We start from the raw sequence: 22,148 nt of genomic DNA, 5'->3' as shown, positions 1-22,148 counted from the left end.
GGGACGGTAGTCCGTCCCGGCGGCTTCTCATGCGGCAAGGCCGATCTTCGTCCTGCGAAAACCGACGAAGCCCGGCAGCGCCTCGATACGCGCAAGCCAGGCGCGCACCGCCTGATAGGCCGAGGTGTCGACATTGCCCTCCGGCGCATTGGCGATGTAGCTGTAGAGTGCAATATCGGCGATCGTCGCATTGTCGCCGAGCAGAAAGCGGCGAGCGTCCAGTTCCGCCTCGACCAGTGCGAGAATGCGGTGCGCCCGGGCGATCACCTCGTCGTTGCGAAAATCGGCGCCGAAGACGGTAACCAGGCGCGCAGCACAGGGTCCGTAGGCGATCTCGCCCGCAGCAACCGAGAGCCACTTCTGTATCCGGGCCGCTGCCACCGCTTCTTCCGGCAGCCAGTCGGTGCGGCCGTATTTGCGCGCGAGATAGACGAGGATGGCGGAGGAATCGGCGATGACGACCCCATTGTCGTCGAGGACCGGCACCTGGCCAAAGGGATTGAGCTTCAGAAAGTCCGGCGCCTTGTGAGCGCCGGCTGCCAGGTCGACCTCGACCAGTTCATAGGGCACGCCAAGCAGCGACAGGAACAGATGAGCCCGGTGTGCATGACCGGAGAGCGGGTGATGGTAGAGTTTCATGATGGTTCCTCTGGTCTTTCGATCGACGGGACGCGGTTGGCGATGGCCGCTTCGAACCATCTGCGGCGTAATTTACTGCCTTCCACCTGACTGCAGTAGAATGCTAATCTGGAAGGCATGTTACCAATTCATGGAAGGATAGAATGGACCGCCTCGACGCCATGACCGTGCTCCTTGCCGTTGTCGAACAGGGCAGCCTCTCGGCCGCCTCACGACATCTGCGATCCCCGCTCGCAACCGTCAGCCGCAAGGTTTCGGAACTGGAAGCACACCTCAACGCCCAGCTGCTGCAACGGAGCAACCGGAAGATCACGCTGACGGAGGCCGGCCGCTCCTATGTCGAGGCCGCGCGGGAAATTCTCGATCGGGTGGAAGAGGCAGAACGGACGGCGGCCGGCGAATATAGCGCCCCAAAGGGCGAACTGACGATGACCGCGCCGATCGTCTTTGGTCGGCTGCATGTCTTGCCTGTCGTGGTGGATTTCTTGAAAGCCTATCCCGATATCAATCTGCGGCTGATGCTTGGCGACCGACTGTCGAACCTCGTCGAGGATCATATCGACGTGGCGCTTAGGATCGGCAACCTGCCGGACAGCAACCTGATCGCCTCAAGGCTCGGCGCCATCCGCCGCACGGTCTATGCCAGCCCCGATTATCTCAAGCGGCACGCCCTCCCTCGGCATCCATGCGATCTCGCCGCGCATGACTGCGTCACCTTCGAGGGCATGGCCTCGATGCTCAGCTGGACATTCACCGAGGGCAAACGCGATCTCACAGTACCGATCCGCTCGCGGCTTGCCGTCAACACCGCCGAGGCGGCGGTAGACGCAGCTGTTGCCGGCCTCGGCATCACCCGCGTGCTCTCCTACCAGGCCGCACGCGCAGAGAGCGCCGGCCTGCTGGTGCCGCTGCTTGCCGATTTCGAACCACCGCCGGCGCCGGTGCATCTCGTCTATCCCGCGCAGGGACTGGTGCCGCTGAAGCTGCGGGCGCTGCTCGATTTCGCAACGCCGCGCCTGCGCGCGACGCTCAACAGGCCCTAAAGCGCGTCCCGATCTTTCAGATTCGCCCCTCAGGCTTTCGGTCTTTGTTTTGACGCATGTCGTTTTCGCAACACCGCTGCACACTTTTGCGCGACATGCTTTAGGTCTTTGTTTTTACGCATGTCGTTATCGCAAGACCGCTGCACAGGTTTGCGCGACATGCTTTAGGCGAGCTTGCCCTCTTCCGCCTTGTAGAAATACTGGCTGGCGACCAGCCAGCCCTTCAGCGGCCGCAGCGGCGGAATGCAGGTGGCGAGCATGAAGGGGCCGGTGACCAGAAGCTGCACCCAGATCGGCGCCGAAAAGGCCACCTCCAGCCAGACGCCGAGCAGCACGCTTGGTATGCAGGCGAAGCAGATGACGAAGAAGGCCGGACCGTCGGCCGGATCGGCGAAGGAATAATCGAGGCCGCAGACCTCGCATTCCGGCTGCAGTGTCAGGAAGCCCTTGAACATATGACCCTGGCCGCAGCGCGGGCAGCGCCCCCTGATGCCGGTCTGTATCGGAGGAAGTGGGGGATATTCCGTATCCATGACGATCTCGCTTTCCTGTGCCGCGGACATTGATGCACTCAATGTCTAAAATGAATGCTTTCAATATAAGTACATTGGAAAGAAATTACCAGTCAATTCGCCAGAATGCCGCAGAACTCCCAGCGCAGGCCGGCAGCAAAGCTGACTGCAGATTTCTGAAGCAGCATTTGGGGCTGCAGCCAGGCTTGGCAGCCTGGACGGATCAAACGTGAACGTGACGGATATGCTTCGCCATCCCCGGACAGCTTGGGTGCGGCCGATCTGATTCCCGACTGCTTCCGGATTTCGTCAGTGCCTAATCAGCCCGCGGCGGAATTCTGCGTCAGAAGAACGACGCCGCCATTTCCGGTGGGCCTTCCAGCGCATGGGCCATGAATTCCAGTGCGCCCTGCAGTTTCTCCCGGGTGATCGGTCCGCCAAGGCAGACGCGTACGGCCTCGGGTGCGACGCCCTCGACCGTGAAGGCATCGCTTGCGACGACGCCGATGCCGGAAGAACGAGTATGGCTGCCGAAGGTGGAGCGGGTCCAGCCGTTGGAAAGCGGCAGCCAGATGTTGAAGCTGATCGGATCGGCGCGGTAGCTGCCGGCCGGCAGGATGGCAGCAACCATTTGCTGGCGGGCGGCCGCCTCAGCACGGATGAAACGCAGGATCGTATCGGCGGTGCCGTCCTCGATCCAGCGGGTGGCGAGCGCCACGGTCAGCGGCGAGGCCATGACATTGTTGGCGCGCATGGCGCTGACGAAAGGCCACACAGCCTTGCTGTCCGGCGCCACGACATAGGCAAGGCGCAGACCCGCGCCGATGCATTTCGCCAGCCCGCCGATATGCCAGGTCAGATCGGGCGCCATGGCGGCGAGCGGCGCCGGGCCTTGCTGTGGAATAAAGCCGTAGGCATCATCTTCGACGATCGGCACGTGATATTTGCGGGCAACGGCGCAGATCTCCTCGCGGCGCCGGGCCGGGATGGTCAGCGTCGTCGGGTTCTGCAGCGTCGGATTGAGATAGAGCGCTTTCGGTTTCAATCTTTCACAGGCGTCTGCAAAGGCGTCCGGCAGGATACCGTCCTCGTCCATCGGCAGGCCGGCCAGATTGAGCCGCAGCTGGGCGGCGATCGAGCGCATACCGGGATAGGTGATGACTTCCGAAAGCACGGTCTCGCCCGGTTTTGCCAGCAGGCCGAAGATCGCCAGCAGGGCCGGATGGGCGCCTGGTGTGACGAAGATCCGCTCCTGCGAGGGCACCAGCCCGCGACGGCTGAGCCAGGAGGCTGCAGCCTCCTTGTCCATGCTGGAGCCGCCGAAACCCTGGTAGCGCAGCAGCGGAATGAGGCTCGCCACCACTGCCGACATGCCCTCGCGCATGCGGGCGATCAGTTCCGGATCATCCGGTTCCGGCGGCATGTTCATCGAGAAATCGACGACGGAGGCGCGGCGGGGATCGGGCGCGGCGTCGGGTGCGAAGCCCTGGCGCTCCTTGTCCGCACCACCGGTGACGAAGGTGCCGCGGCCGACATGCGAATCCACAAGCCCGCGCTTCTGCGCCTCGACATAACCTCTCGCCACCGTCGTGAAATCGACATTCAGCCGCTTGGCGAGTTCACGTTGCGGCGGCAGCCGGTCCCCAACCACCAGGTGCCCGCTGCGCAGATCCATTTCGATCACATCGGCGATCGCCATATAACGGGGGCTGCTGCTGCGGCTGAGATCGGGATGCCAGTCTTTCATGTCGTGATCCGTGTCAGTCTGATTCCTGATAGGATTGACCGTATATTGTTGCACAGTGCCACTGTCATCAAAAAATATCATACCCACAAGTTTGAAGAGGATGGTCGACGGAATGACGCAGCGTTGCGCTGTGTGAGATTTTACGGAAATCGCAGATTCCAACCGATTTGATCGCGGATTGAATGCGTTGCGCATTCCCTTACGGAATCGGCGGGTCTCCGCACCGATAGCCGCTTGGATCTTTCCACGTTTCCAGCGCATCATCAAATGCGGTGGCGGAAATTCCCTCCGCCACAGCCTTGCCTCCGCCCATCCATCTTCTTACTTATTCAGGGTGGAATGCGCCGGATTTCGGCCTTTCGCGCCGGCGCCCATCGGGATGAAAGTATGAATATCGATCCGATTTTGCGGTCAGTCGTGGCCGTACGTTCCTCCATTCCGGAAGATGCCTTCACGGCGGAGACGCTGGGCACTGTCCGGGAAGGCAGCGGCGTGGTTATTCGCGACAACGGGCTGGTGCTGACCATCGGTTATCTCATCACCGAGGCCGAAGAGGTCTGGCTGACGACCCATGACGGGCGCGTGGTTCCCGCGCATGCGCTTGCCTATGATCAGGAAAGCGGCTTCGGCCTGGTCCAGGCGCTCGGGGCCCTGAATGCCCCGGCGGTGGATCTCGGCGACGCGGCGACAGCCAAGCCCGGCGATCCCGTCGTGCTTGCCGATGGCATCGGAGAATTCGTCGAGGCAAATATCGTCGCCCGGCAGGAATTCGCCGGCTATTGGGAATATCTGCTGGACGAGGCGATTTTCACGGCACCGGCCCATCCCTCATGGGGCGGTGCGGCGCTGATCGGTTCGGACGGCAAGCTTCTCGGCATCGGTTCGCTTCGCCTGCAGATGAGCGATGGCGACGAGGTTGCCGATATCAACATGGTCGTGCCGATAGACCTTTTGCCGCCGATCCTTGACGATCTCTTGAACCGCGGCCAGGTCAACAAGCCGCCGCGGCCTTGGCTCGGCGCCTTCTCTGCCGAGAGCAATGGCGGCGTGGTGGTCATGAGCGTGGCCGAAGGCGGTCCGGCCGCCCAGGCGGGCCTGCGTCAGGGCGATATCATATCGGAGATCCGCGACGAAGAGGTCGATGGCTTGGCCGATTTCTACCGCAAGCTCTGGAGCAGCGGCCCGGCCGGCGCCGAAATCCCCATGCGGATTCTCAGGAACGGCCGGGAAGCCTGGCTGCGCATCAAATCCGCCGACCGCAACAGCTTTCTCAGAAAGCCGCAGTTGCAGTAAGGCTGCGTCCAGCGTCGTGAGAAAGCCGCTAGCGCTCAGTCGAGCGGATTGTCCGGGCATCCTTATCCCGCCTCAGAGGTTTTCCGACGTGATCGTCAGGAAGCGCACAGGGTCGGAGCTGACCTCCACCTCGATGAGGCCGAGCCTGTTCAGGGCAAGGTCTATTGAACGCCTCGCCTGGACCTCCGGCGCCTGGTCGAGCACGATCGACATGATGCCGTGGCGCAGGTAGTGCTGCGTCTGCTCCGTCAATTCGTGGCCGACCCAGAACGGCCGCCTAGCCTTGTTTGCCTGGAGCACCCTGGCAACACCCTTGTTGTCGCCGCCGGCACTATAGACGCCGATGATGCCGGGCTCCCGCCGGAGGGCCGCTTGCAGCAGTTCCATGGCATTGTGCTCATCATCGAGATCGAACATGACCTCGATGAAACGATGTTCGCTTGAACCCTTCTCCGAGAGATAGCTAGAGAAGCCGCGGATCCGCTCCTTATGGTTCTCATAGGCGCCGCTGTGGCAGAGAGCGACGAACGAACCGGGGCGCTGCGCCAGCATGCCCGACATGTAGTGAGCCGCGGTGCGTCCGGCAGCATAATTGTCGATGCCGACATAGGGCAGTTCGGGGGCCGGACGGGTCATGATCTGAACGACGGGGATGCCGAGACCGGCCGCCTTCCGCACGCTGGTGACGACATCGGCATGGTCAGGCGCAACCACGATCAGTGCCGATCGGCGCGCCATCGGGTTGGCGATGTAGCGGGCGAATTGCGCCGGTTCGTTCTCGCGGACGAAGGTGCGGTGAACGGTGATGCTGTCGTCGAGCGAGGCGGCGATGCGCTCGAACGCCCGGTTCAAACGCGAATAGAAGCTGGTCTCCGGGCGAACCAGGATCACCTCTATCCGGATCAGGCCGCGATGGGCGACCGGCAGGCTTTGCCGGTATTCAAGCCGCCTTGCCGCCAGGAAGACCTTCTCCACCGTCTCCGGCCGCACGCCGCCGCGGTCGTTGAGAACGCGCTCGACGGTCGCGGTACCAACGCCGGCTTGCCGTGCGACATCCTTCAAAGTCACCTTCATCAGGTCTCACTCACTCCCAAAGCTGACACAGCAGAGCATCGGCATGCTCTGGGGTCAATGATCAAATTTGATCAAGGAAGCATTGGAGTATCGGGGCGCCGCAGCAGTATCGTGCCAGCAATCCGGGAGGAGCACCGGTCGGTCCAAAACGAGATCAAGGATCATCCGCCGGCGCGAAGCGGCCGGGGATGACGGAGGAGCCAGATGAAGATCGCACTCGACCCGCATATGCACCGTCACCTCAACCTGCGCGACCTCTGCCGCAAGGCAGCGGAGCTCGGCTATGAGCATATCGAGCTTTCACCGCGCGACGATTTTCTGCCCTGGTGGGTGCGCCCGCGGGCACACAAGGAACGCATTGCGGAATTCAAGGCGGCCCTGAAGGATCACGGCGTCCAGCTCGCCTCGATCCTGCCGATGTATCGCTGGGCGAGCCCGCATGAGGACGAGCGGCAGGCCGCAGTGCGCTACTGGAAGGAAGCGATCGCGATCGCCGCCGAAATGGGCTGCGATACGATGAACTCGGAATTCGGCCGCGGCCCGTCGCCGGATCGCAGCCACCGCGCCAGCTGCTGCGGCGGCATGCATACCCACGAGCACAGCGAGGCTGCCTGGTGGCGCTCGATAGAAGAGCTCGTTCCGGTGTTCGAGCGCGAGGGCGTCACGCTTAACATGGAACCGCATCCGGAAGACTGGTGCGAAACGCTGCATCCGGCGATCGACATGCTGAAGACCATCGGCTCGAAGAACGTCAAATTCCTCTACTGCGCGCCGCATACCTTCTATTTCGGTGACGATATGGCGCGAATGATCCGCGATGCCGGCCCGCTGATCGCCCATGTGCATGTGGCCGATACCTATAATCACAAGGCGTCATCCGGGCTGCGCTACATCATCAATCCGCCGGGCGCGAAGGTCACCATCCATCAGCACATGGATATGTACCAGGGCGAGATCAATTGGGATGTCTTCTTCTCCTCGCTCGCCGCAGTCGGGTTCGACGGCATCATCACCGCCTGCGTCTTCGGCTGGGAGGAGCGCGCCGACGATTCCGGGCGCTTCATGCGCTCCGAAATTCAAAAATATGTCGACAAATACTGGCCCGGGAAACTTGGCTGATCGCCAACATCCGCCCCGGCACCCACTATCAGGAATAAAACCGTGACCATCACGATTACGACAGCCCCCTGCTGCTGGGGCGTTGATGACGTCAACAATCCAAACCTTCCCTCCTGGGAACGCGTCTTCGACGAGGCGGCGGCAGCCGGCTATGGCGGCCTTGAACTCGGGCCCTATGGTTACGTGCCGCTCGATGATGCGCTCGTCGCAAAGGCGCTCACCGAGCGCAATCTCTTCATCGTCGCCGGCACGATCTTCGACGATCTGGTCTCTCCTGAAAATCGGGAGACATTGCTGCGGCAGACGGACGAAATCTGCGCCGTTATCACCAGGCTGCCGCAGCCGGAACAGGTGGCGGGCCAGCGGTTCAAGACGCCCTATCTCACGGTCATGGACTGGGGGCACGACGAACGGGACTATGCTGCCGGCCATTCCGATCGTGCGCCGCGTCTCGATGACAAGGCCTGGGCCGGGATGGTCGCCAACATCACGGCGATCGCCGAACTCGCTCGGCGGAAATACGGCGTGCGCGCGGTCATCCACCCGCATGCGGGCGGCTATATCGAATTTGCCGATGAAATCGAGCGGGTGGCAGGTGACATTCCGCAGGAGATCGCCGGCTTCTGCCTCGACACCGGCCATAGCTATTATGCCGGCATGGATCCGGTCGAGATGCTTCGCCGCTATGCCGACAGGCTGGACTACGTCCACTTCAAGGATATCGACCAGGGCGTCTTCGACCGTGTGCTGGGTGAAAGGATCCGCTTCTTCGAGGCCTGCGGACAGGGCGTCATGTGCCCGATCGGCCGCGGGGTCATCGATTATCCCGCCGTCAAGCGGACGCTCGAGGAGATCGGCTATCACGGCTTCATCACCGTCGAGCAGGAGCGCGATCCGCTCAATGTCGCCGGCAGCCTCGAAGATGTGAAGCAAAGCCGCGATTACCTCAGGTCGGTCGGGTTCTAGAGCATTTCCGTTTTTCTTCGAAACACGGAAACGCTCCATCTCTGTTTTGCGCAATTCCGGACGCAAAACCGCTGCGCACTTTTGCTGGAATTGCTAGGGAAAAAACTATGACGAATAACAGGCAAAAACCGATCCGCTGGGGTATGGTCGGCGGCGGCAAAGGCAGCCAGATCGGCTACATTCATCGCTCGGCAGCGCATCGCGACGACGTCTTTACCCTTATGGCGGGTGCCTTCGATATCGATCCCGAACGCGGCCGCGCCTTCGGCCTCGATCTGGGGCTCGACGAAGCCAGGAGCTACCGGGACTATGCGACTATGTTTGCGGCCGAAGCCGGGCGCGCCGACGGCATCGAGGCCGTGTCGATCGCGACACCCAACAACACCCATTTCGCGATTTGCAAAGCGGCACTCGAACATGATCTGCATGTGATCTGCGAAAAGCCGCTCTGCTTCACAATCGCCGAGGCCGAAGAACTTAAGAYGCTTTCCCGGGCGCGCGGCCGGATCGTCGGCGTGACCTACGGCTATGCCGGCCACCAGATGATCGAGCAGGCACGCGCCATGGTCAGGAATGGTGATCTCGGCGAGATCCGCATCGTCAACCTGCAATTCGCCCATGGCTTCCATAGCGCTGCGGTGGAGGAGCAGAACCCCTCGACGCGCTGGCGCGTCGACCCGAAATTCGCAGGTCCCAGCTATGTCCTCGGCGATGTCGGGACCCACCCGCTTTATATCGCCAAGGTCATCCTGCCGCACCTGAAGATCAGGCGTCTGCTCTGCACCCGCCAGAGCTTCGTCAAAAGCCGCGCGCCGCTGGAAGACAATGCGGTGACCCTGATGGAATATGATAATGGCGCGATCGCCACCATCTGGTCGAGCGCCGTCAATGCCGGCTCCATGCACGGCCAGAAGATCCGAATCGTCGGCTCGAAGGCCAGTATCGAATGGTGGGACGAGCGGCCGAACCAGCTCTCCTACGAGATCCAGGGCGAACCGGCCCGCGTTCTCGAGCGCGGCATGGACTATCTCTATCCCGAGGCCAGGATCGACGACCGGATCGGCGGCGGTCACCCGGAAGGTCTCTTCGAAGCCTGGGCGAACCTTTATCGCCGCTTCGGCTTTGCCATCAACAGAGAGCGCGGCCTCGCCCCTGCGGGGATCGAAGACCTCGTCTTTCCCGATGTCGATGCCGGACTGGAAGGGGTACGCTGGGTGGAAAACTGCGTGCGTTCTGCCGACGCTGGCGGGACCTGGCTGGATTATCGCTAGGTCTTCAAGGAGCGCCCTGGGTACGTCCCTGCCCTCAGATCGCGCCATATGCCGGCTTACACGGCTGCGCTGGAGACCTGTTCAAGGACGCTTTTCCATACCCTCTCAGATAAGCGGATCGTCATCTTCCGTTGCCTGCGGCGGGCGGCGTCGTGTGCTGTCGTTGGCGGCTTTCTTATGCTCGTCGGCAGCTGCCTCGCGGATTTTCTGGAAGCGGTTGTCGCCGGCGTCGTCTGCGGGTGGCTGCGGGTCGCTCTTTTTCACAAAACGGATCATTGGTCATTTCCTGCTTTGAGAGTGGAAGCGCTCCGCACACATATCGGAGCGCTCTGAAAAATGGTGTCAGATGGCAAGCGCGGTGGCGCAGGCCTGAACACTTCGGCTGTCGGGTGAGCTCTGCCCAGGCATGGTCGCCCAACCGCCGGCCTCGACGAACTGACGCTGCTTGTAGCCTTCGGTAATCGCTTTGAACTCGATCAGTTTAGCGCCCGCATCCGGCGCCGCATTGAACCGTTCGACGCAAATGGCGGACGCCAGTTCTCCGCGTGCAACGTCGCCGGCGGCGGCTGCCGCTTTGCTTGACGTGCCGCCTGTTACCCAACCTCCCCAGCTGAAGCCGATAATCATCGTGGCGATTGCCGTGACGACGCAGGCCCAGACGAGAAGTGTCTTGGATGGCTGGTAACTGTCGAAACGCTGGGTGATCGATGTCTTGCTGCTGCTCTGAACGGACATTGGAATTCTCCCTGTCTATTGTTCGGGTTCGCCGTCCGGCCACGCCGGACGGTTCAGGCTGTTCTCAGTATCCCATATCGCCCATGCCGCCATTTCCGGCTGCAGGGGCGGAGTCTCTTGCGGGAATGTCAGCGATCATCACCTCGGCGGTGATCAGAAGCGCCGCAATCGAGCCGGCGTCCTGCAGAGCGGTGCGCACGACCTTGGCGGGATCGACGATGCCGGCCTCGATCATATCGACATAGGTCTCCGTCTGTGCGTCGAAGCCCTGATTGTGGTTATTGCTGCCCGCGAGTTTTCCAACGACGATGGAGCCCTCGAACCCGGCATTGTCGGCGATCTGCCGGATCGGCGCTTCGAGCGCCCTGAGCACGATCGAGATGCCCGCCGTCACGTCGGCGTTCTCTCCGGTCAGGCCCGTGAGCGCCGACTTGGCGCGCAACAGTGCCACGCCGCCGCCGGGCACGATGCCCTCTTCGACCGCCGCACGGGTGGCGTTCAGCGCATCGTCGATGCGGTCCTTCTTTTCCTTGACTTCCGTTTCGGTCGCGCCGCCGACGCGGATAACCGCGACGCCACCGGCGAGTTTCGCCAGGCGTTCCTGCAGCTTTTCCTTATCGTAATCGGAAGTGGTCTCCTCGATCTGCGCCTTGATCTGCTGGATACGAGCCTGGATGGCCGCTTTCTCGCCGGAGCCGTCGATGATCGTGGTGGATTCCTTGTCGATCAGCACGCGCTTGGCGTGGCCGAGCATATCGAGCGTGACGTTGTCGAGCTTGATGCCGAGGTCCTCGGAAATCATCTGGCCTGATGTGAGCACGGCAATGTCTTCCAGCATGGCCTTACGGCGATCACCGAAGCCCGGCGCCTTGACGGCTGCGACCTTCAGGCCGCCGCGCAGCTTGTTGACAACAAGCGTCGCCAGCGCCTCGCCTTCGACGTCCTCCGAGATGAGGAGCAGCGGTTTGCCGGTCTGTACGACGGCTTCCAGGATCGGCAGCATCGCCTGCAGACTGCCGAGTTTCTTCTCGTGAACGAGGATATAGGGATCCTCCAGTTCCACGCGCATCTTCTCGGCGTTGGTGACGAAATAGGGTGAGAGATAGCCGCGGTCGAACTGCATACCCTCGACGACGTCGAGTTCGGTCTCGGCGGTTCGCGCCTCTTCGACTGTTATGACGCCCTCATTGCCGACCTTGTCCATCGCCTTGGCGATCATCTCGCCGATGGCGGCGTCGCCATTGGCGGCAATGGTGCCGACCTGGGCGATCTCGCTTGACGATTTGACCTTCATCGCCCTCGCCTTGATTTCCTTGACGACGGCGGTAACGCCGAGATCGATGCCGCGCCGGAGATCCATAGGGTTCATGCCGGCAGCGACGAGCTTTGCGCCTTCGCGGAATATGGAGGCGGCGAGCACCGTTGCCGTCGTCGTGCCGTCGCCGGCAAGATCATTGGTCTTCGAAGCCACCTCGCGCACCATTTGCGCGCCCATGTTCTCGAACTTGTCCGCGAGCTCGATCTCCTTGGCGACGCTGACGCCGTCCTTGGTAATGCGCGGTGCGCCATAGGCCTTGTCAATGACGACGTTGCGACCCTTCGGGCCAAGCGTCACCTTGACGGCGTTGTTGAGCAATTCGACGCCGCGCAGCAGGCGGTCGCGCGCGTCGTTGGAGAATCTGATTTCCTTGGCAGACATGATATTTCTTCCCAGTTCAGTCTTGAGATGCGGTCACAAATTCGACTCTCAGGCGGCTTTGTCGGCAGCCGCCTCGGTCTTTTCGACGATGCCCATGATGTCGGTCTCCTTCATGATCAGAAGGGTTTCGCCATCGATCGTGACCTCTGTCCCCGACCATTTTCCAAACAGAATGAGATCACCGACCTCGACATCGAGCGGGACCAGATTGCCGCTTTTGTCGCGCAGGCCCGGGCCGACTGCGACCACTTCGCCTTGCTGCGGCTTCTCCTTGGCGGTGTCTGGAATGATGATCCCGCCCTTGGATTTGACATCGCCTTCCGCACGTCGAATGACGACGCGGTCGTGAAGTGAACGGAATTTCATAGAGGTCTTTCTGCTGCCGGCGCGTATGGCGGCTGCAACTCATAAATAACACTCGTGGCACTCGATTGATAGGAGTGCCAAGAAATATTATTCGCGGAGGGAATTTTTTTGAGATATTCAGGAAATCAATCCGACCGGATATTTTGTAATAATCAGGAAATGAATAGAATTTTATACGCCATCTCGCTTCATTTTATTTTCCTGAACGAAGAGTTAATTTGGCGTTTTTTATAGATAAATCAGAATTTATCTTGATTTAAACTCAATAGAGGCGCAATGATAGGTCTCGTCGATTTGGCCAACTTGGCTTCGCGGTGTCAGAGACCTACGACCCGCCATCACCACTGAATTCTCGACAGCGATCCATGACGTCGTTCCGGCGTTGAGTTCGCCTGTTCCGATCCGGAATGAGCTTGGCGCTGACCGCGGATGTACCGGCAGACTCGAGTTCGTCCGGTTCGGATCTCAACGATACAGGAAACGCATCGGTGTATTCCTGCGGAGGCCTCAGCAGTGACTAGTCGCACCACACAAACCGTCGTCCGCTTTTCATCCCCATTCCGCCTGCCCGGTTTCGACGCGACGCAGCCAGCCGGAGAATACCGCGTCGATTATGACGAGGAATTGATCGAAAGCGTTTCCAGGCTTGCCTGGCGACGGGTCGGCGCCTTCATCCACCTGCCGGCGATCGCCGCGCAGAGTTCGACGCAGCAGATGATGCCTATCCACCTGTCAGATCTCGAAACCGTGCTCGAAAAGGACCACAAACCGTCATGACCGCTACGCGCATCCCGCAACGCAATGGACGCTCAGTCCGGCGCGAGGCAGCAACACATATCTTCAAGGTGGGGCAGACTGTCCGGGTGAAGGACGGGTTCTTGGTCGTTCCCTCCAAGCTTCCCGACACATACCGCATTACCGCCACGCTGCCTCTGAGAGGAAATGTGCTGCAATACCGCATCCGTAGTGACGATGAACGTCATGAGCGGGTCGCGACGGAAGATAGCCTGGAACTGGTAAACCTATCGCCCGCCGGCAGCGGCGCAACACTGATCGAGAGGACGTTTGGCCAAGGCCGCGGCCCGAATGACGAAAGGTTGACATCGTGAACAGCCATGGAGACGAAGCCGAACGAAGACGGAATGCATTTGCCGTCCACACATGGGAAGCGCCCGGCCGCTACTCGATGGAGATCGAACACGACCGCCGGATCGAATCCGCCCGTTCGTGGACCGTCTATCGTGTTTCTGCAAGCGTTCCCGCGCACGCCGACCATGCCATGATCGGCAAGAGCCGTTCGGAGGCCGGGAAGGACATGATGTCCTTCAATCTCCTCAACATAGGATACCGGAAGGAATGGTTGAGGCTGTCGGGCGCCGCTCGGAGTGCTCGTAAGAGCCCGCCGGTCCAACCATGGCGCTAGCGTTTCTAAACCAAAGCCGTAGCTTCGATGCGGCGAGAAATGCTGTGCGCTTCGTCGGCCATGACGGCATGTTCCAGGTGTTGTTCTTCATCGAGGTTGGCGCGCTGGCGAAATCCGACGCCGCATTGCAAAGAACCGAGCCTTCGGAAACGAGGTGGCTTTCGTCTTTCGACGCCCTGCGCAACTCCATTCAGGTCGTGGCGCACAAAGCCTATTCCTACCGCCGCCGCGCCTTCTATACTCTAACTGCGGCGGATTTCCGCTAGACGGATCCGGACGCGCGAGAACGCTCCATGTTGATCCGTTATGGCTATGAAATGACGCTGACCTGCCCGCAGCCGACCGCATTGGTATGCCTGTTGTCGGTGCATGAGGATCGTGCGGCCGACATCAGAATTCCGGAAACGGTATTCACCACGCCCAATGTTCCCACTTCGACTTATCGCGACCTCTTCGGCAACCGCTGTCTTCGGCTGGTTGCCCCAGCGGGCGACCTGACCATATGGGGCGATGCGACGATCGAAGACGACGGCAAACCGGACAGGTCGCTGCCAGGCGCCAGGGAACTCCCGGTTTCGAAGTTGCCGGATGATTGCCTCGTCTACCTAATGGGCAGCCGCTATTGCGAGACGGATCGTCTCAGTCAAATTGCGTGGGATATGTTCGGCACCGTCTCACCCGGCTGGGGCCGCGTTCAGGCGATCTGCGACTTCGTTCACGGCCATATCCAATTCGACTACATGCAGGCGCGATCGACGCGGACAGCCTTCGAGGCGTTCCACGAACGCGTCGGCGTCTGTCGCGACTTTGCGCATCTCGCGGTGGCGTTGTGCCGTTGCCTCAACATTCCTGCCCGATATATCAATGGCCATCTCGGCGACATCGGCATTCCCGTCGTCGATCCGATGGACTTCAGCGCCTGGATCGAGGTCTTCCTTGACGGTGCATGGCATGCATTCGATCCGCGCAACAACACACCGCGGATCGGTCGCATCATCGTCGCACGCGGGCGCGACGCTGCCGACATACCGCTCATCAATTCCTTCGGACCACATGTGCTGAAGGCGTTTCGAGTCTGGACCTATGAGGTGACAGACCTGCACCAGATGCAAAACGTCGCTGAGGGCGCTGTTTAAACGAGACCTGGGCGGGATGCGACGATGTCCGGTCTCAGCTTTACCGCAGGCGACTGCAGTCGTAGGACTGCCTGTCCCGCACACTTTTGCGCGACATGCTTTAGAACAGCGGTTGAAAGATGTTGGCGTCGAGCCATCTTGGGTGTGAGCGGCCATTAGCGGAAGATAGGGAGTTTCGCAGTCCATGTTCGATCATATTTCCATCGGCGTAAAAGACCTGGAAAGAGCCCGCCGTTTCTACGATGCGGCGCTAACGCCGCTCGGATATGAGCGCCTCTCCAATTCCGACACCACGATCGGCTACGGCCTGGAAACGGTCGGGCTCTGGGTGATGCAGGTTGAACAGCCTGTTGTTGCCGACATGCGATCCGGGCTGCATTTCTGCTTCGTCGCCCCGAATGAGGCTGCGGTCGATGCCTTTCACGCGGCGGCCGTCGCATCTGGCGGCACGGATAATGGTGAACCGGGTATCCGGCCGGATTACGGGCGCTTCTATTATGCCGCCTTCATCATCGACCCCGACGGCTATCGCCTCGAAGCTTATTTCCACAAAGGCGAGCTATAACGGACCGTCAGGCAGCGGCTCTCGGAATGGATACGCAGCAGCCGGAAGCTTCGAGCGCCTTATTGGCTACATCGATGAACAGGCGACGGAACCAGCGCGCCCGGCCGTCCGTCTGGTCGACTCGGCGATAAAGCATCGTCACGGGATCGGTCGGCAGCGAAAGCGGCGGCTCGCAAAGCATCAGCCCATGTAACTGCGCCATGCAGCGACCTATCGATTCCGGCACGGTGGCAATGGCGGGCATCGCCTTCAGCACCATCGGCAGAGCGGAAAAGCGCGGGACGGTCGCCACCACCTGTCTCACATCGCCGGTGCGGTTCAGCGCCATGTCGATACCGGTCGAGGTGTTGCCTTCGAACGAGACGGTGACATGCGCGACATTGGCGAAATCCTTGAGGCTCAACGGCGCCTTCAGCCCGAGCTGAGCTTCATCGTAGATGCAGATCGAGACTTGGTCGAACAGCGGCGCGCGAATGTGCCAGGAGGCGGGTTCGTCATGCATCGCGACGCTAAAATCGAAGACGCCTTCATCCAGCCGGCGTGCGGCATCGCGCTTTTCGGAAGCGATGCCGATCAGCCGGGCGCCGGGTGAAAGCTGGAGAAGACGGGCGGCAAGCGGGCCGAAGAAGGCCGATTCAAGATTGTCGCACATGCCGATGCGGAACTCGCCCTGCCAGCTTGCCGGATCGAATTCGGCCTGTGGGCGGATGGCACGCTCGATGCCCGACAGTGCATCCTCAATCGCCGGGGCGATGGAAAGGGCGCGCGGCGTCGGCTGCAGGCCGCGGCCGACACGCACGAACAATTCGTCGTCCAGCGCTTCGCGCAGGCGCCGCAAAGCGGCCGACAGGCCCGGCTGGCCGAGCAGCAGGCGCTCGGCGGCGCGACTGACATTGCGCTCCTGCATCAGCACCGAAAAGGCCAGCAGGAGATTGAGGTCGATCTTGCGAAGCGTGGCATCATTCATCATCGTCAGTAATACCTGGCATAGCTACTATCAATTTGCAATAGGAATGGAAGCTGTACATTTTCTCGTTCCCTGCCGCCCGGCAACCTCCCCCGATGAGGCGGCAGTAAAGAAGGAACGATTTCGATGACTCTTTCCAAATCGCGAAGCGGGGCGGGGCTGGCATTGCTGCTGCTCTGCACCGCCAATTTCCTCGACGCCATGGACGTTTCCACCATCGGCGTTGCCTTGCCTGCCATCCAGGCCGAACTCGGCATGGAGGCGACATCGCTGCAATGGGCCGTCAGCGCCTATGTGCTCGGCTATGGCGGCTTCCTGCTGCTTGGCGGCCGCGTCGCCGACGTCTTCGGCCATCGCCGCGTCTTCCTCTGGTCGCTGGCGATCTTTGCCGGCGCCAGCATCGCTGGCGGCTTCGTCGATAGCGGGCCGACACTGATCGCCGCCCGATTGATCAAGGGCATTGCGGCTGCCTTCACCGCGCCTGCAGCCCTTGCGCTGCTGCTCTCCGTCTTCGGCGAGGGAACCGCGCRGGCAAAGGCGCTCGGCGTCTTCGCCTCTACCGGCGCCACCGGCTTCGTGCTCGGCATGGTGCTCGGCGGTGCCGCGACGATCTTCAGCTGGCGGGCGACGCTTGTCATGGGCGCGCCCGTCGCCATCCTGACACTCTTTCTGGCGCCGCTGGCGCTGCCAGCCGACCCCAAAAGGACGGGACCGCGGCCCAGTTTCGACTGGGCCGGCGCGCTGACGATCACGCCAGGGCTGCTGCTCTTCGTCTTCGGCATCACCAATGCTGCGGCCGCCGGCTGGCAAGCCTTCCCGACTTGGGGTTCGCTGCTGGCATCGCTGGTGCTGATTCTGCTCTTCCTCGTGGTCGAAGCGCGGCATGCCGATCCGATGGTGCCGCTCGGCATGTTTCGCCGGGCCAAGCTCCGGCATGCCAATGCCATCGCCGCTCTCTTCCAGGGCGCCTATGTCGGCTTCCAGTTCCTGGCGACGCTCTATTATCAGAACGTCATCGGCTGGTCGGCCTTCACGACCGGCTTCTGCTTTGCGCTCGGCGGCGTCTTCGTGATGTTCCTGGCGCCACGTTTTGCGACGCTTGCGCAAAATCGCGGCGCCACCGGGCTGATGGCGGCGGGTGTCGGCCTGCAGGCGTTCAGCTACATCTTCTGGGTGACAGCACTCGGACATGTCGACCCGATCCTGCTGGTGCTGTTTTCGCAGATCCCGCTCGGCCTCGGCTACGCCATGACCTACCCTTCGGTACAGGTCGCAGCCCTTTCCGACGTGGAAGACGACAAGTCAGGGCTCGCCTCCGGACTGCTTTTCGCCTCCTTCCAGATCGGTGGCGGCATCGTGCTCGCGGCCGCCTCGGCAGTCTTCGGCGCCGCGCCACATTTCGGCTGGAACCCCTATATCGCCGGCATCGCTTTCGTGGCGCTGCTTGCGGTGGCGATCACCCTGCTTGCAGCCGCCGGTCCGCGGAGATCGGCCGCCCGGAGGCCCATCTATCAGGCGGCGGAATGACCGTCATCGGCCCGCACCCTGACCGGTGCGGGCTACTCATCAACCGCAGCGATATTTGCTGCAAGAATCCCGTTGCGTTGCCTGGGTGAAAGGCGCATGGTCGCAACTTCGGCAGCCAGTGTACGGGCGCTGCCGACTGAGGGTTTTTATACCCTTGCCCCGATGAAAGGAGGACCGATGTCTTCCACTTTCGAAAAGCCGCATCTGACTTCGTCCGATCTCGACATGCTGCAGGGCGTGCTCGACGACGCCGGCTACGACGCCAAAATCCTGATCGGCAACGAACGTGTCTTCAACGTCGCGGCCATACTGTTGATCAGGCTGTTCGAAGAGGGCGTCACCTCGCCGGCCTTGCTCTCACAAGCGCTCGAACACCATTTCGGCAAGCTGAAGACGCCGCCGAAACCGGTAACCCCCGTCTTTAACCGATATGCGATACAGGGATTACCCCGCGAAAGACGCGCTGTCGGCTAGAGCAGTACCAGCAAAAGTGCGCAGCGGTTTTGCCTCCGGATAGCGCAAAAACAAAAAGATTGAGCATTTCCGTCACTCGGAGAAACCAGGAAATCCTCCGCTACATAACTCCTTAAATCGGAATCGATTTAAGGGCAAAATTATGCAGCAATTCAAAGTGCTACAGCGTCCTTTGCGCGTCTAAAAAGACGCACGGCGCTGTAGAGGCAAGCGAGCCGCCCGGCTCCGAAGGATTATTGTGCGGAAAATCCTCTTGCTCTGTATCTGCGTCGTAGCGACCGGTTATTTCGGATGGGTGCAATTCGGGGCTTACCAACAACGGCAACAGGCTAGGGATCTCGCAGACATCGACAGGGAGCGCCGGGTGGCGCTCCTGGAAATCGATGGCTGCCAGGCGAAAGTGGATCTGCTTCTGTCGATGACAGACCGCCTGCTCAAGGCCGGCGGTATGCTGGTGCCGCTCGATATCGGACGGGACATAGAACTCTGTTTGGCCCGCGGCATCATGTCGACATCAGGCCTGGCGGAGATGGAAAGAACGAAGCTGATCCGCCTGTTTCCGGTGAATGACTAAGGCGGTCGCAATCTTTCAGATTCGCTCCTCGCGCTTCAGCTCTTTGTTTTCACGCATTTCGTGATCGCAAAACCGCTGCATAGTTTTTGTGCGACAGGCGTTATGCCCTGTGGAAATATGGCTTTCCTGCGGCGACGGCCTTAATGGCACCTCAATTTTACTCTATAAGGAGGGCTCGCTGATTTGGCCGATGCGGCATTTGCGGTGACCGGATTTCCGGCCCGCCATTTTCCCGATCGCGAAAGCATGGTGACGTCCCGTCTCAACGTCGGGTTTGGCTTTCGGTGACCTCTCCGGTCATCCGCCTCCAGACAGCGATGCGGTTTCAGCAGGCATCATTTTCATTCCATCCCTGCGGCCCGGTGTTGTCGGGTTGCCCCTCATGACGATCCCGCGATCTCGATCGCGACCGACAAACGGGGCGAATACCACGCAGGCTGCGGCTTTCAATTTCGATCTAAAGGGAGATTTTATCCATGGCAAAAGGACAGGTAAGAAGCAATCGCGAGGTCCGGAAGCCGAAGAAGGACAAGCAGGAAGCGAAGGTGGAAAGCACATTCGCCAACCAGATGAAGACGGCGACCAAAACCGCCCCGCAGGGCAGTGCTCCAAAGAAATAGAACCTCTTATCGAGCCGCCACTCTCGCCCTCGCTGCGCCTAAAGGCGCAAGTGATAGCGCGTCCTGTCGGACACGCTGGCGTGACATCATCACCCATTGACATCTTCTCGAAAAAGGAATTGCTGCAACCATGACCACTCTTCATACAATGTACCACTTCGACTATCCGCTCTTCCTCATTCGCTCGGCCGTAGTGATTGCACTCGGCCTTTCGGCCATCGCGGCCTTTCACGGCGTCACTCTGTGATCGAATCTGCGCGCCGCAGCGAGTGCGAGGAAATCCAGGTGGCCCCTTTGGGCGAGTCTGACGAAAATCCGGAGCGATCCCGAGGGAATGCCGAGCTTTTCGCTGAAAAACGCTGGCTAAAGATCCTTGCCGGATATCGCCAGCCACGAGCCGGACGCAGCGCTTTCGAGCTTGTCGTCACCGTCATCCCTTTCGCGCTGTTCTGGGCTGCCGCTTGGGCAGCGGTTCATTACAGCTTCTGGCCCGGCCTGATCCTCGTCCTTCCCGCCGCCGCCTTCCTGCTCCGGTTGTTCATGATCCAGCATGATTGCGGCCACGGCTCGTTTTTCGCCCGTCGCCGCGTCGACGACTGGGTTGGACGCGCGATCGGCATCCTGACGCTGACGCCCTACGACTATTGGCGCCGGGCGCATGCGGAACACCACGCCTCGGCCGGAAACCTGGACGAACGCGGCGTTGGCGACATCGAAACCCTGACAATCGCCGAATACAACGCGCTGTCGCGTTGGGGCCGGCTTGGTTACCGGCTCTACCGGCATCCAATCGTGATGTTCGGGATCGGACCGGCCTGGCTGTTCCTCTTCAAGCAGCGCCTGCCTTTCGGCATGATGCGCTCCGGCGCCCTGCCCTGGGTCTCCACCATGGCGACCAATCTTGCCATCGCGCTGGTCGCCGCGCTGCTGATCTGGGCCGTCGGAATCGTCCCCTTTTTGCTGGTGCATCTGCCGACCGTGCTTCTGGCCGGTGCTGCCGGCGTCTGGTTATTCTACGTGCAGCACCAATTCGAGGAAACACATTGGTCGAAGAAGCCGGACTGGCAGTTCCAGCATGCGGCCCTCCACGGTGCCTCGCATTACGACCTGCCGCCAGTGCTGCGCTGGATCACCGGCAATATCGGCATCCACCACGTGCACCATCTGTCGAGCCGGGTGCCTTACTACCGGCTGCCGGAGGTGCTGCGAGACCATCCTGAGCTTGCCGATATGGGCCGCATCACGCTCATGGAAAGCCTGCGTTGCGTCAAGCTGGTACTGTGGGACGAACAGACGAAGCGACTGGTCTCGTTTCGCGACGCAGCGCGCCTCGCCGCCGCCCGGTAACGGACTTGAGAGCGGTTCAGACGACATCATGCTCTAATTCAGATTTTAGGCCGATCCGGCCTAAAATCATGCTGTTCTAGCGATAGCCCGTCACATCCGCCGGCCTGCCGGGCTCCTGCACTTCCACCATGTAGCGCCAGCAATCCGGCCGAGAACCGTCGATATCGTCGAAGCCATAGGTCTTGGCGATTGCACCGCTCGATAGCGATTGTCCGTTCCAGCGGGCGCGGTCGGGATCGGCAGCGATAGCGGCAACGGCACGGCCGACGAAATGCGGCGTTTCGGAAATGGCGAAATGCGGCTGCACCTTCGTCGCCTCGCGCCAGTTCTCCTCGCTGACGCCATAAGCATCCAGCATCATTTCGGAGCGCAGCCAACCGGGCGTGATCGAAATTGCGGTGGCGCCGTATTTCGCCAAATCTTGCGCATGCGCCCAGGCCATACGGGTGACACCGGTTTTGACGACGTCGTAAAAGGGCGACAGCCGGTAATGGGTGGCATTGTATTCGGCCGTGCCGTCGGTCATCTCGACCAGCAGCCCGCCGGGCCGCTCGATCATCAGCGGCAGGGCGTAATGGGCGGTAATCAGATGCGTCTCGATGCCGAGCCGCAGCATGCGCAGGCCCTTGTCCAGCGAATGCTCCCAGACGGCCTTGTCCCATTCGAACAGTTTCTCGCAGCCCCAGATGTCGTTGACGAGAATATCGAGCCGGCCGGCTTCGCCGCGGATGCGGGCAACCAGCGCCTCGACCTGTTCCTTGACGAGATGGTCCACCTGAACGGCAATGCCCCTGCCGCCGGCTGATGTCACCAGCTCGGCCGTCTCCTCGATCGTCTCCGGTCGCATATATTCGGATTGCTGCGCGCGCGTCGTGCGCCCCGTTACGTAAACGGTTGCGCCGGCGGCGCCGAGTTCCACCGCGATGCCTCGACCGGCGCCGCGCGTTGCACCCGCCACCAAGGCTACTTTCTCCCGCAGGTTCGCTCTCACTTCTCCATCCTCCACGCTAAAACGGCCTTCACGCCGTAAGCACCCGGGTTTAGCTCTTTG

26 protein-coding genes are annotated in these 22,148 nt (G+C 61.0%); 16 read left to right on the top strand and 10 right to left on the bottom strand.

Going from position 1 to position 22,148, the window contains the following annotated elements; genetic code table 11:
• Positions 1-27: 27 nt before the first annotated feature.
• Positions 28-639: a glutathione S-transferase family protein gene (locus AC1D1Z_RS02040; protein WP_446983259.1), complete on the bottom strand. Its 612-nt coding sequence runs from the start codon at positions 637-639 to the stop codon at positions 28-30.
• 143 nt (positions 640-782) lie between these two features.
• On the opposite strand from AC1D1Z_RS02040, the gene AC1D1Z_RS02035 reads away from it, so the two are divergent.
• Positions 783-1,682, top strand: coding sequence for a LysR family transcriptional regulator (locus tag AC1D1Z_RS02035; RefSeq protein WP_446983258.1), 900 nt, complete (start codon positions 783-785; stop codon positions 1,680-1,682).
• A gap of 164 nt (positions 1,683-1,846) precedes the next feature.
• On the opposite strand, the gene AC1D1Z_RS02030 is transcribed toward AC1D1Z_RS02035, so the two are convergent.
• Together AC1D1Z_RS02030 and AC1D1Z_RS02025 are read right to left on the bottom strand one after the other, a co-directional pair.
• Positions 1,847-2,215: a DUF983 domain-containing protein gene (locus AC1D1Z_RS02030; RefSeq protein ID WP_017990843.1), complete on the bottom strand. Its 369-nt coding sequence runs from the start codon at positions 2,213-2,215 to the stop codon at positions 1,847-1,849.
• A 322-nt stretch (positions 2,216-2,537) separates the two neighbouring features.
• Positions 2,538-3,941, bottom strand: a complete 1,404-nt coding sequence (locus tag AC1D1Z_RS02025) for an aminotransferase-like domain-containing protein (protein ID WP_112906757.1) — start codon at positions 3,939-3,941, stop codon at positions 2,538-2,540.
• 387 nt (positions 3,942-4,328) lie between these two features.
• Here AC1D1Z_RS02025 and AC1D1Z_RS02020 point away from each other — a divergent pair, with 387 nt between their 5' ends.
• On the top strand, positions 4,329-5,234 hold the full coding sequence (locus AC1D1Z_RS02020) for a S1C family serine protease (RefSeq protein WP_018241295.1): 906 nt from the start codon (positions 4,329-4,331) through the stop codon (positions 5,232-5,234).
• A gap of 72 nt (positions 5,235-5,306) precedes the next feature.
• Here AC1D1Z_RS02020 and AC1D1Z_RS02015 read toward each other — a convergent pair whose 3' ends face one another.
• Entirely contained in the window at positions 5,307-6,308 is a 1,002-nt protein-coding gene (locus AC1D1Z_RS02015; protein WP_446983257.1) for a LacI family DNA-binding transcriptional regulator, read from the bottom strand.
• A 204-nt stretch (positions 6,309-6,512) separates the two neighbouring features.
• Between AC1D1Z_RS02015 and AC1D1Z_RS02010 the strand changes: the two genes are divergently transcribed.
• The 3 genes from AC1D1Z_RS02010 to AC1D1Z_RS02000 all read left to right on the top strand — a co-directional run bounded on the left by AC1D1Z_RS02010 (position 6,513) and on the right by AC1D1Z_RS02000 (position 9,664).
• The gene (locus AC1D1Z_RS02010; RefSeq protein WP_047619719.1) at positions 6,513-7,427 is read left to right on the top strand and encodes a sugar phosphate isomerase/epimerase family protein; all 915 of its coding nucleotides are present in this window, start codon (positions 6,513-6,515) and stop codon (positions 7,425-7,427) included.
• 42 nt (positions 7,428-7,469) lie between these two features.
• The gene (locus AC1D1Z_RS02005) at positions 7,470-8,393 is read left to right on the top strand and encodes a TIM barrel protein (protein WP_247265948.1); all 924 of its coding nucleotides are present in this window, start codon (positions 7,470-7,472) and stop codon (positions 8,391-8,393) included.
• 107 nt (positions 8,394-8,500) lie between these two features.
• Entirely contained in the window at positions 8,501-9,664 is a 1,164-nt protein-coding gene (locus AC1D1Z_RS02000; RefSeq protein WP_477849328.1) for a Gfo/Idh/MocA family protein, read from the top strand.
• Positions 9,665-9,769: 105 nt separating this feature from the next.
• On the opposite strand, the gene AC1D1Z_RS01995 is transcribed toward AC1D1Z_RS02000, so the two are convergent.
• The 4 genes from AC1D1Z_RS01995 to AC1D1Z_RS01980 form a co-directional block, all read right to left on the bottom strand.
• A complete protein-coding gene (locus tag AC1D1Z_RS01995; protein ID WP_165403082.1) occupies positions 9,770-9,940 on the bottom strand; it encodes a hypothetical protein in 171 nt (56 codons plus the stop codon).
• Positions 9,941-10,006: 66 nt separating this feature from the next.
• A complete protein-coding gene (locus AC1D1Z_RS01990) occupies positions 10,007-10,399 on the bottom strand; it encodes a hypothetical protein (RefSeq protein WP_446967579.1) in 393 nt (130 codons plus the stop codon).
• Between the two features lie 64 nt (positions 10,400-10,463).
• Positions 10,464-12,098, bottom strand: coding sequence for a chaperonin GroEL (groL, locus tag AC1D1Z_RS01985; RefSeq protein WP_018241288.1), 1,635 nt, complete (start codon positions 12,096-12,098; stop codon positions 10,464-10,466).
• A gap of 48 nt (positions 12,099-12,146) precedes the next feature.
• The gene (locus AC1D1Z_RS01980) at positions 12,147-12,464 is read right to left on the bottom strand and encodes a co-chaperone GroES (protein WP_003557889.1); all 318 of its coding nucleotides are present in this window, start codon (positions 12,462-12,464) and stop codon (positions 12,147-12,149) included.
• Between the two features lie 513 nt (positions 12,465-12,977).
• On the opposite strand from AC1D1Z_RS01980, the gene AC1D1Z_RS01975 reads away from it, so the two are divergent.
• From AC1D1Z_RS01975 to AC1D1Z_RS01950, 6 genes are all read left to right on the top strand, one after another.
• A complete protein-coding gene (locus tag AC1D1Z_RS01975; RefSeq protein WP_446983255.1) occupies positions 12,978-13,241 on the top strand; it encodes a hypothetical protein in 264 nt (87 codons plus the stop codon).
• Positions 13,238-13,573 (top strand): hypothetical protein, encoded by a 336-nt coding sequence (locus AC1D1Z_RS01970; protein WP_047619713.1) that lies wholly within the window; start codon positions 13,238-13,240, stop codon positions 13,571-13,573. The genes AC1D1Z_RS01975 and AC1D1Z_RS01970 overlap by 4 nt, the downstream gene beginning before the upstream one ends.
• Positions 13,570-13,887: a hypothetical protein gene (locus AC1D1Z_RS01965; protein WP_446983254.1), complete on the top strand. Its 318-nt coding sequence runs from the start codon at positions 13,570-13,572 to the stop codon at positions 13,885-13,887. The genes AC1D1Z_RS01970 and AC1D1Z_RS01965 overlap by 4 nt, the downstream gene beginning before the upstream one ends.
• Entirely contained in the window at positions 13,878-14,153 is a 276-nt protein-coding gene (locus AC1D1Z_RS01960) for a DUF1488 family protein (protein ID WP_446983253.1), read from the top strand. Before AC1D1Z_RS01965 ends, AC1D1Z_RS01960 begins: the two co-directional genes overlap by 10 nt.
• A 27-nt stretch (positions 14,154-14,180) precedes the next feature.
• Positions 14,181-15,023, top strand: a complete 843-nt coding sequence (locus tag AC1D1Z_RS01955) for a transglutaminase-like domain-containing protein (protein ID WP_446983252.1) — start codon at positions 14,181-14,183, stop codon at positions 15,021-15,023.
• Positions 15,024-15,207: 184 nt separating this feature from the next.
• Positions 15,208-15,588, top strand: coding sequence for a VOC family protein (locus AC1D1Z_RS01950; RefSeq protein ID WP_112906371.1), 381 nt, complete (start codon positions 15,208-15,210; stop codon positions 15,586-15,588).
• Positions 15,589-15,595: 7 nt separating this feature from the next.
• Here the strand turns inward: AC1D1Z_RS01950 and AC1D1Z_RS01945 are convergent, their stop codons facing one another.
• Entirely contained in the window at positions 15,596-16,558 is a 963-nt protein-coding gene (locus AC1D1Z_RS01945; RefSeq protein ID WP_112906370.1) for a LysR family transcriptional regulator, read from the bottom strand.
• A 123-nt stretch (positions 16,559-16,681) separates the two neighbouring features.
• Here AC1D1Z_RS01945 and AC1D1Z_RS01940 point away from each other — a divergent pair, with 123 nt between their 5' ends.
• The 5 genes from AC1D1Z_RS01940 to AC1D1Z_RS01920 all read left to right on the top strand — a co-directional run bounded on the left by AC1D1Z_RS01940 (position 16,682) and on the right by AC1D1Z_RS01920 (position 21,097).
• A complete protein-coding gene (locus tag AC1D1Z_RS01940; protein ID WP_477849321.1) occupies positions 16,682-18,082 on the top strand; it encodes an MFS transporter in 1,401 nt (466 codons plus the stop codon).
• A 96-nt stretch (positions 18,083-18,178) separates the two neighbouring features.
• Positions 18,179-18,556 (top strand): hypothetical protein, encoded by a 378-nt coding sequence (locus AC1D1Z_RS01935; protein WP_026230636.1) that lies wholly within the window; start codon positions 18,179-18,181, stop codon positions 18,554-18,556.
• 238 nt (positions 18,557-18,794) lie between these two features.
• Positions 18,795-19,130 carry a hypothetical protein gene (locus AC1D1Z_RS01930; RefSeq protein ID WP_026230637.1) on the top strand — a complete coding sequence of 112 codons (336 nt, stop codon included), beginning with the start codon at positions 18,795-18,797 and terminating at the stop codon, positions 19,128-19,130.
• A 476-nt stretch (positions 19,131-19,606) separates the two neighbouring features.
• The gene (locus AC1D1Z_RS01925) at positions 19,607-19,750 is read left to right on the top strand and encodes a hypothetical protein (RefSeq protein WP_003557866.1); all 144 of its coding nucleotides are present in this window, start codon (positions 19,607-19,609) and stop codon (positions 19,748-19,750) included.
• A gap of 294 nt (positions 19,751-20,044) precedes the next feature.
• Entirely contained in the window at positions 20,045-21,097 is a 1,053-nt protein-coding gene (locus tag AC1D1Z_RS01920) for a fatty acid desaturase (RefSeq protein WP_446983481.1), read from the top strand.
• 76 nt (positions 21,098-21,173) lie between these two features.
• On the opposite strand, the gene AC1D1Z_RS01915 is transcribed toward AC1D1Z_RS01920, so the two are convergent.
• Positions 21,174-22,088 (bottom strand): SDR family oxidoreductase, encoded by a 915-nt coding sequence (locus tag AC1D1Z_RS01915; RefSeq protein WP_446983251.1) that lies wholly within the window; start codon positions 22,086-22,088, stop codon positions 21,174-21,176.
• Positions 22,089-22,148: the final 60 nt, after the last annotated feature.

Source organism: Rhizobium sp. P1_E1, from assembly GCF_056406015.1.
This window is presented reverse-complemented; position numbering and strand designations above follow the sequence as displayed.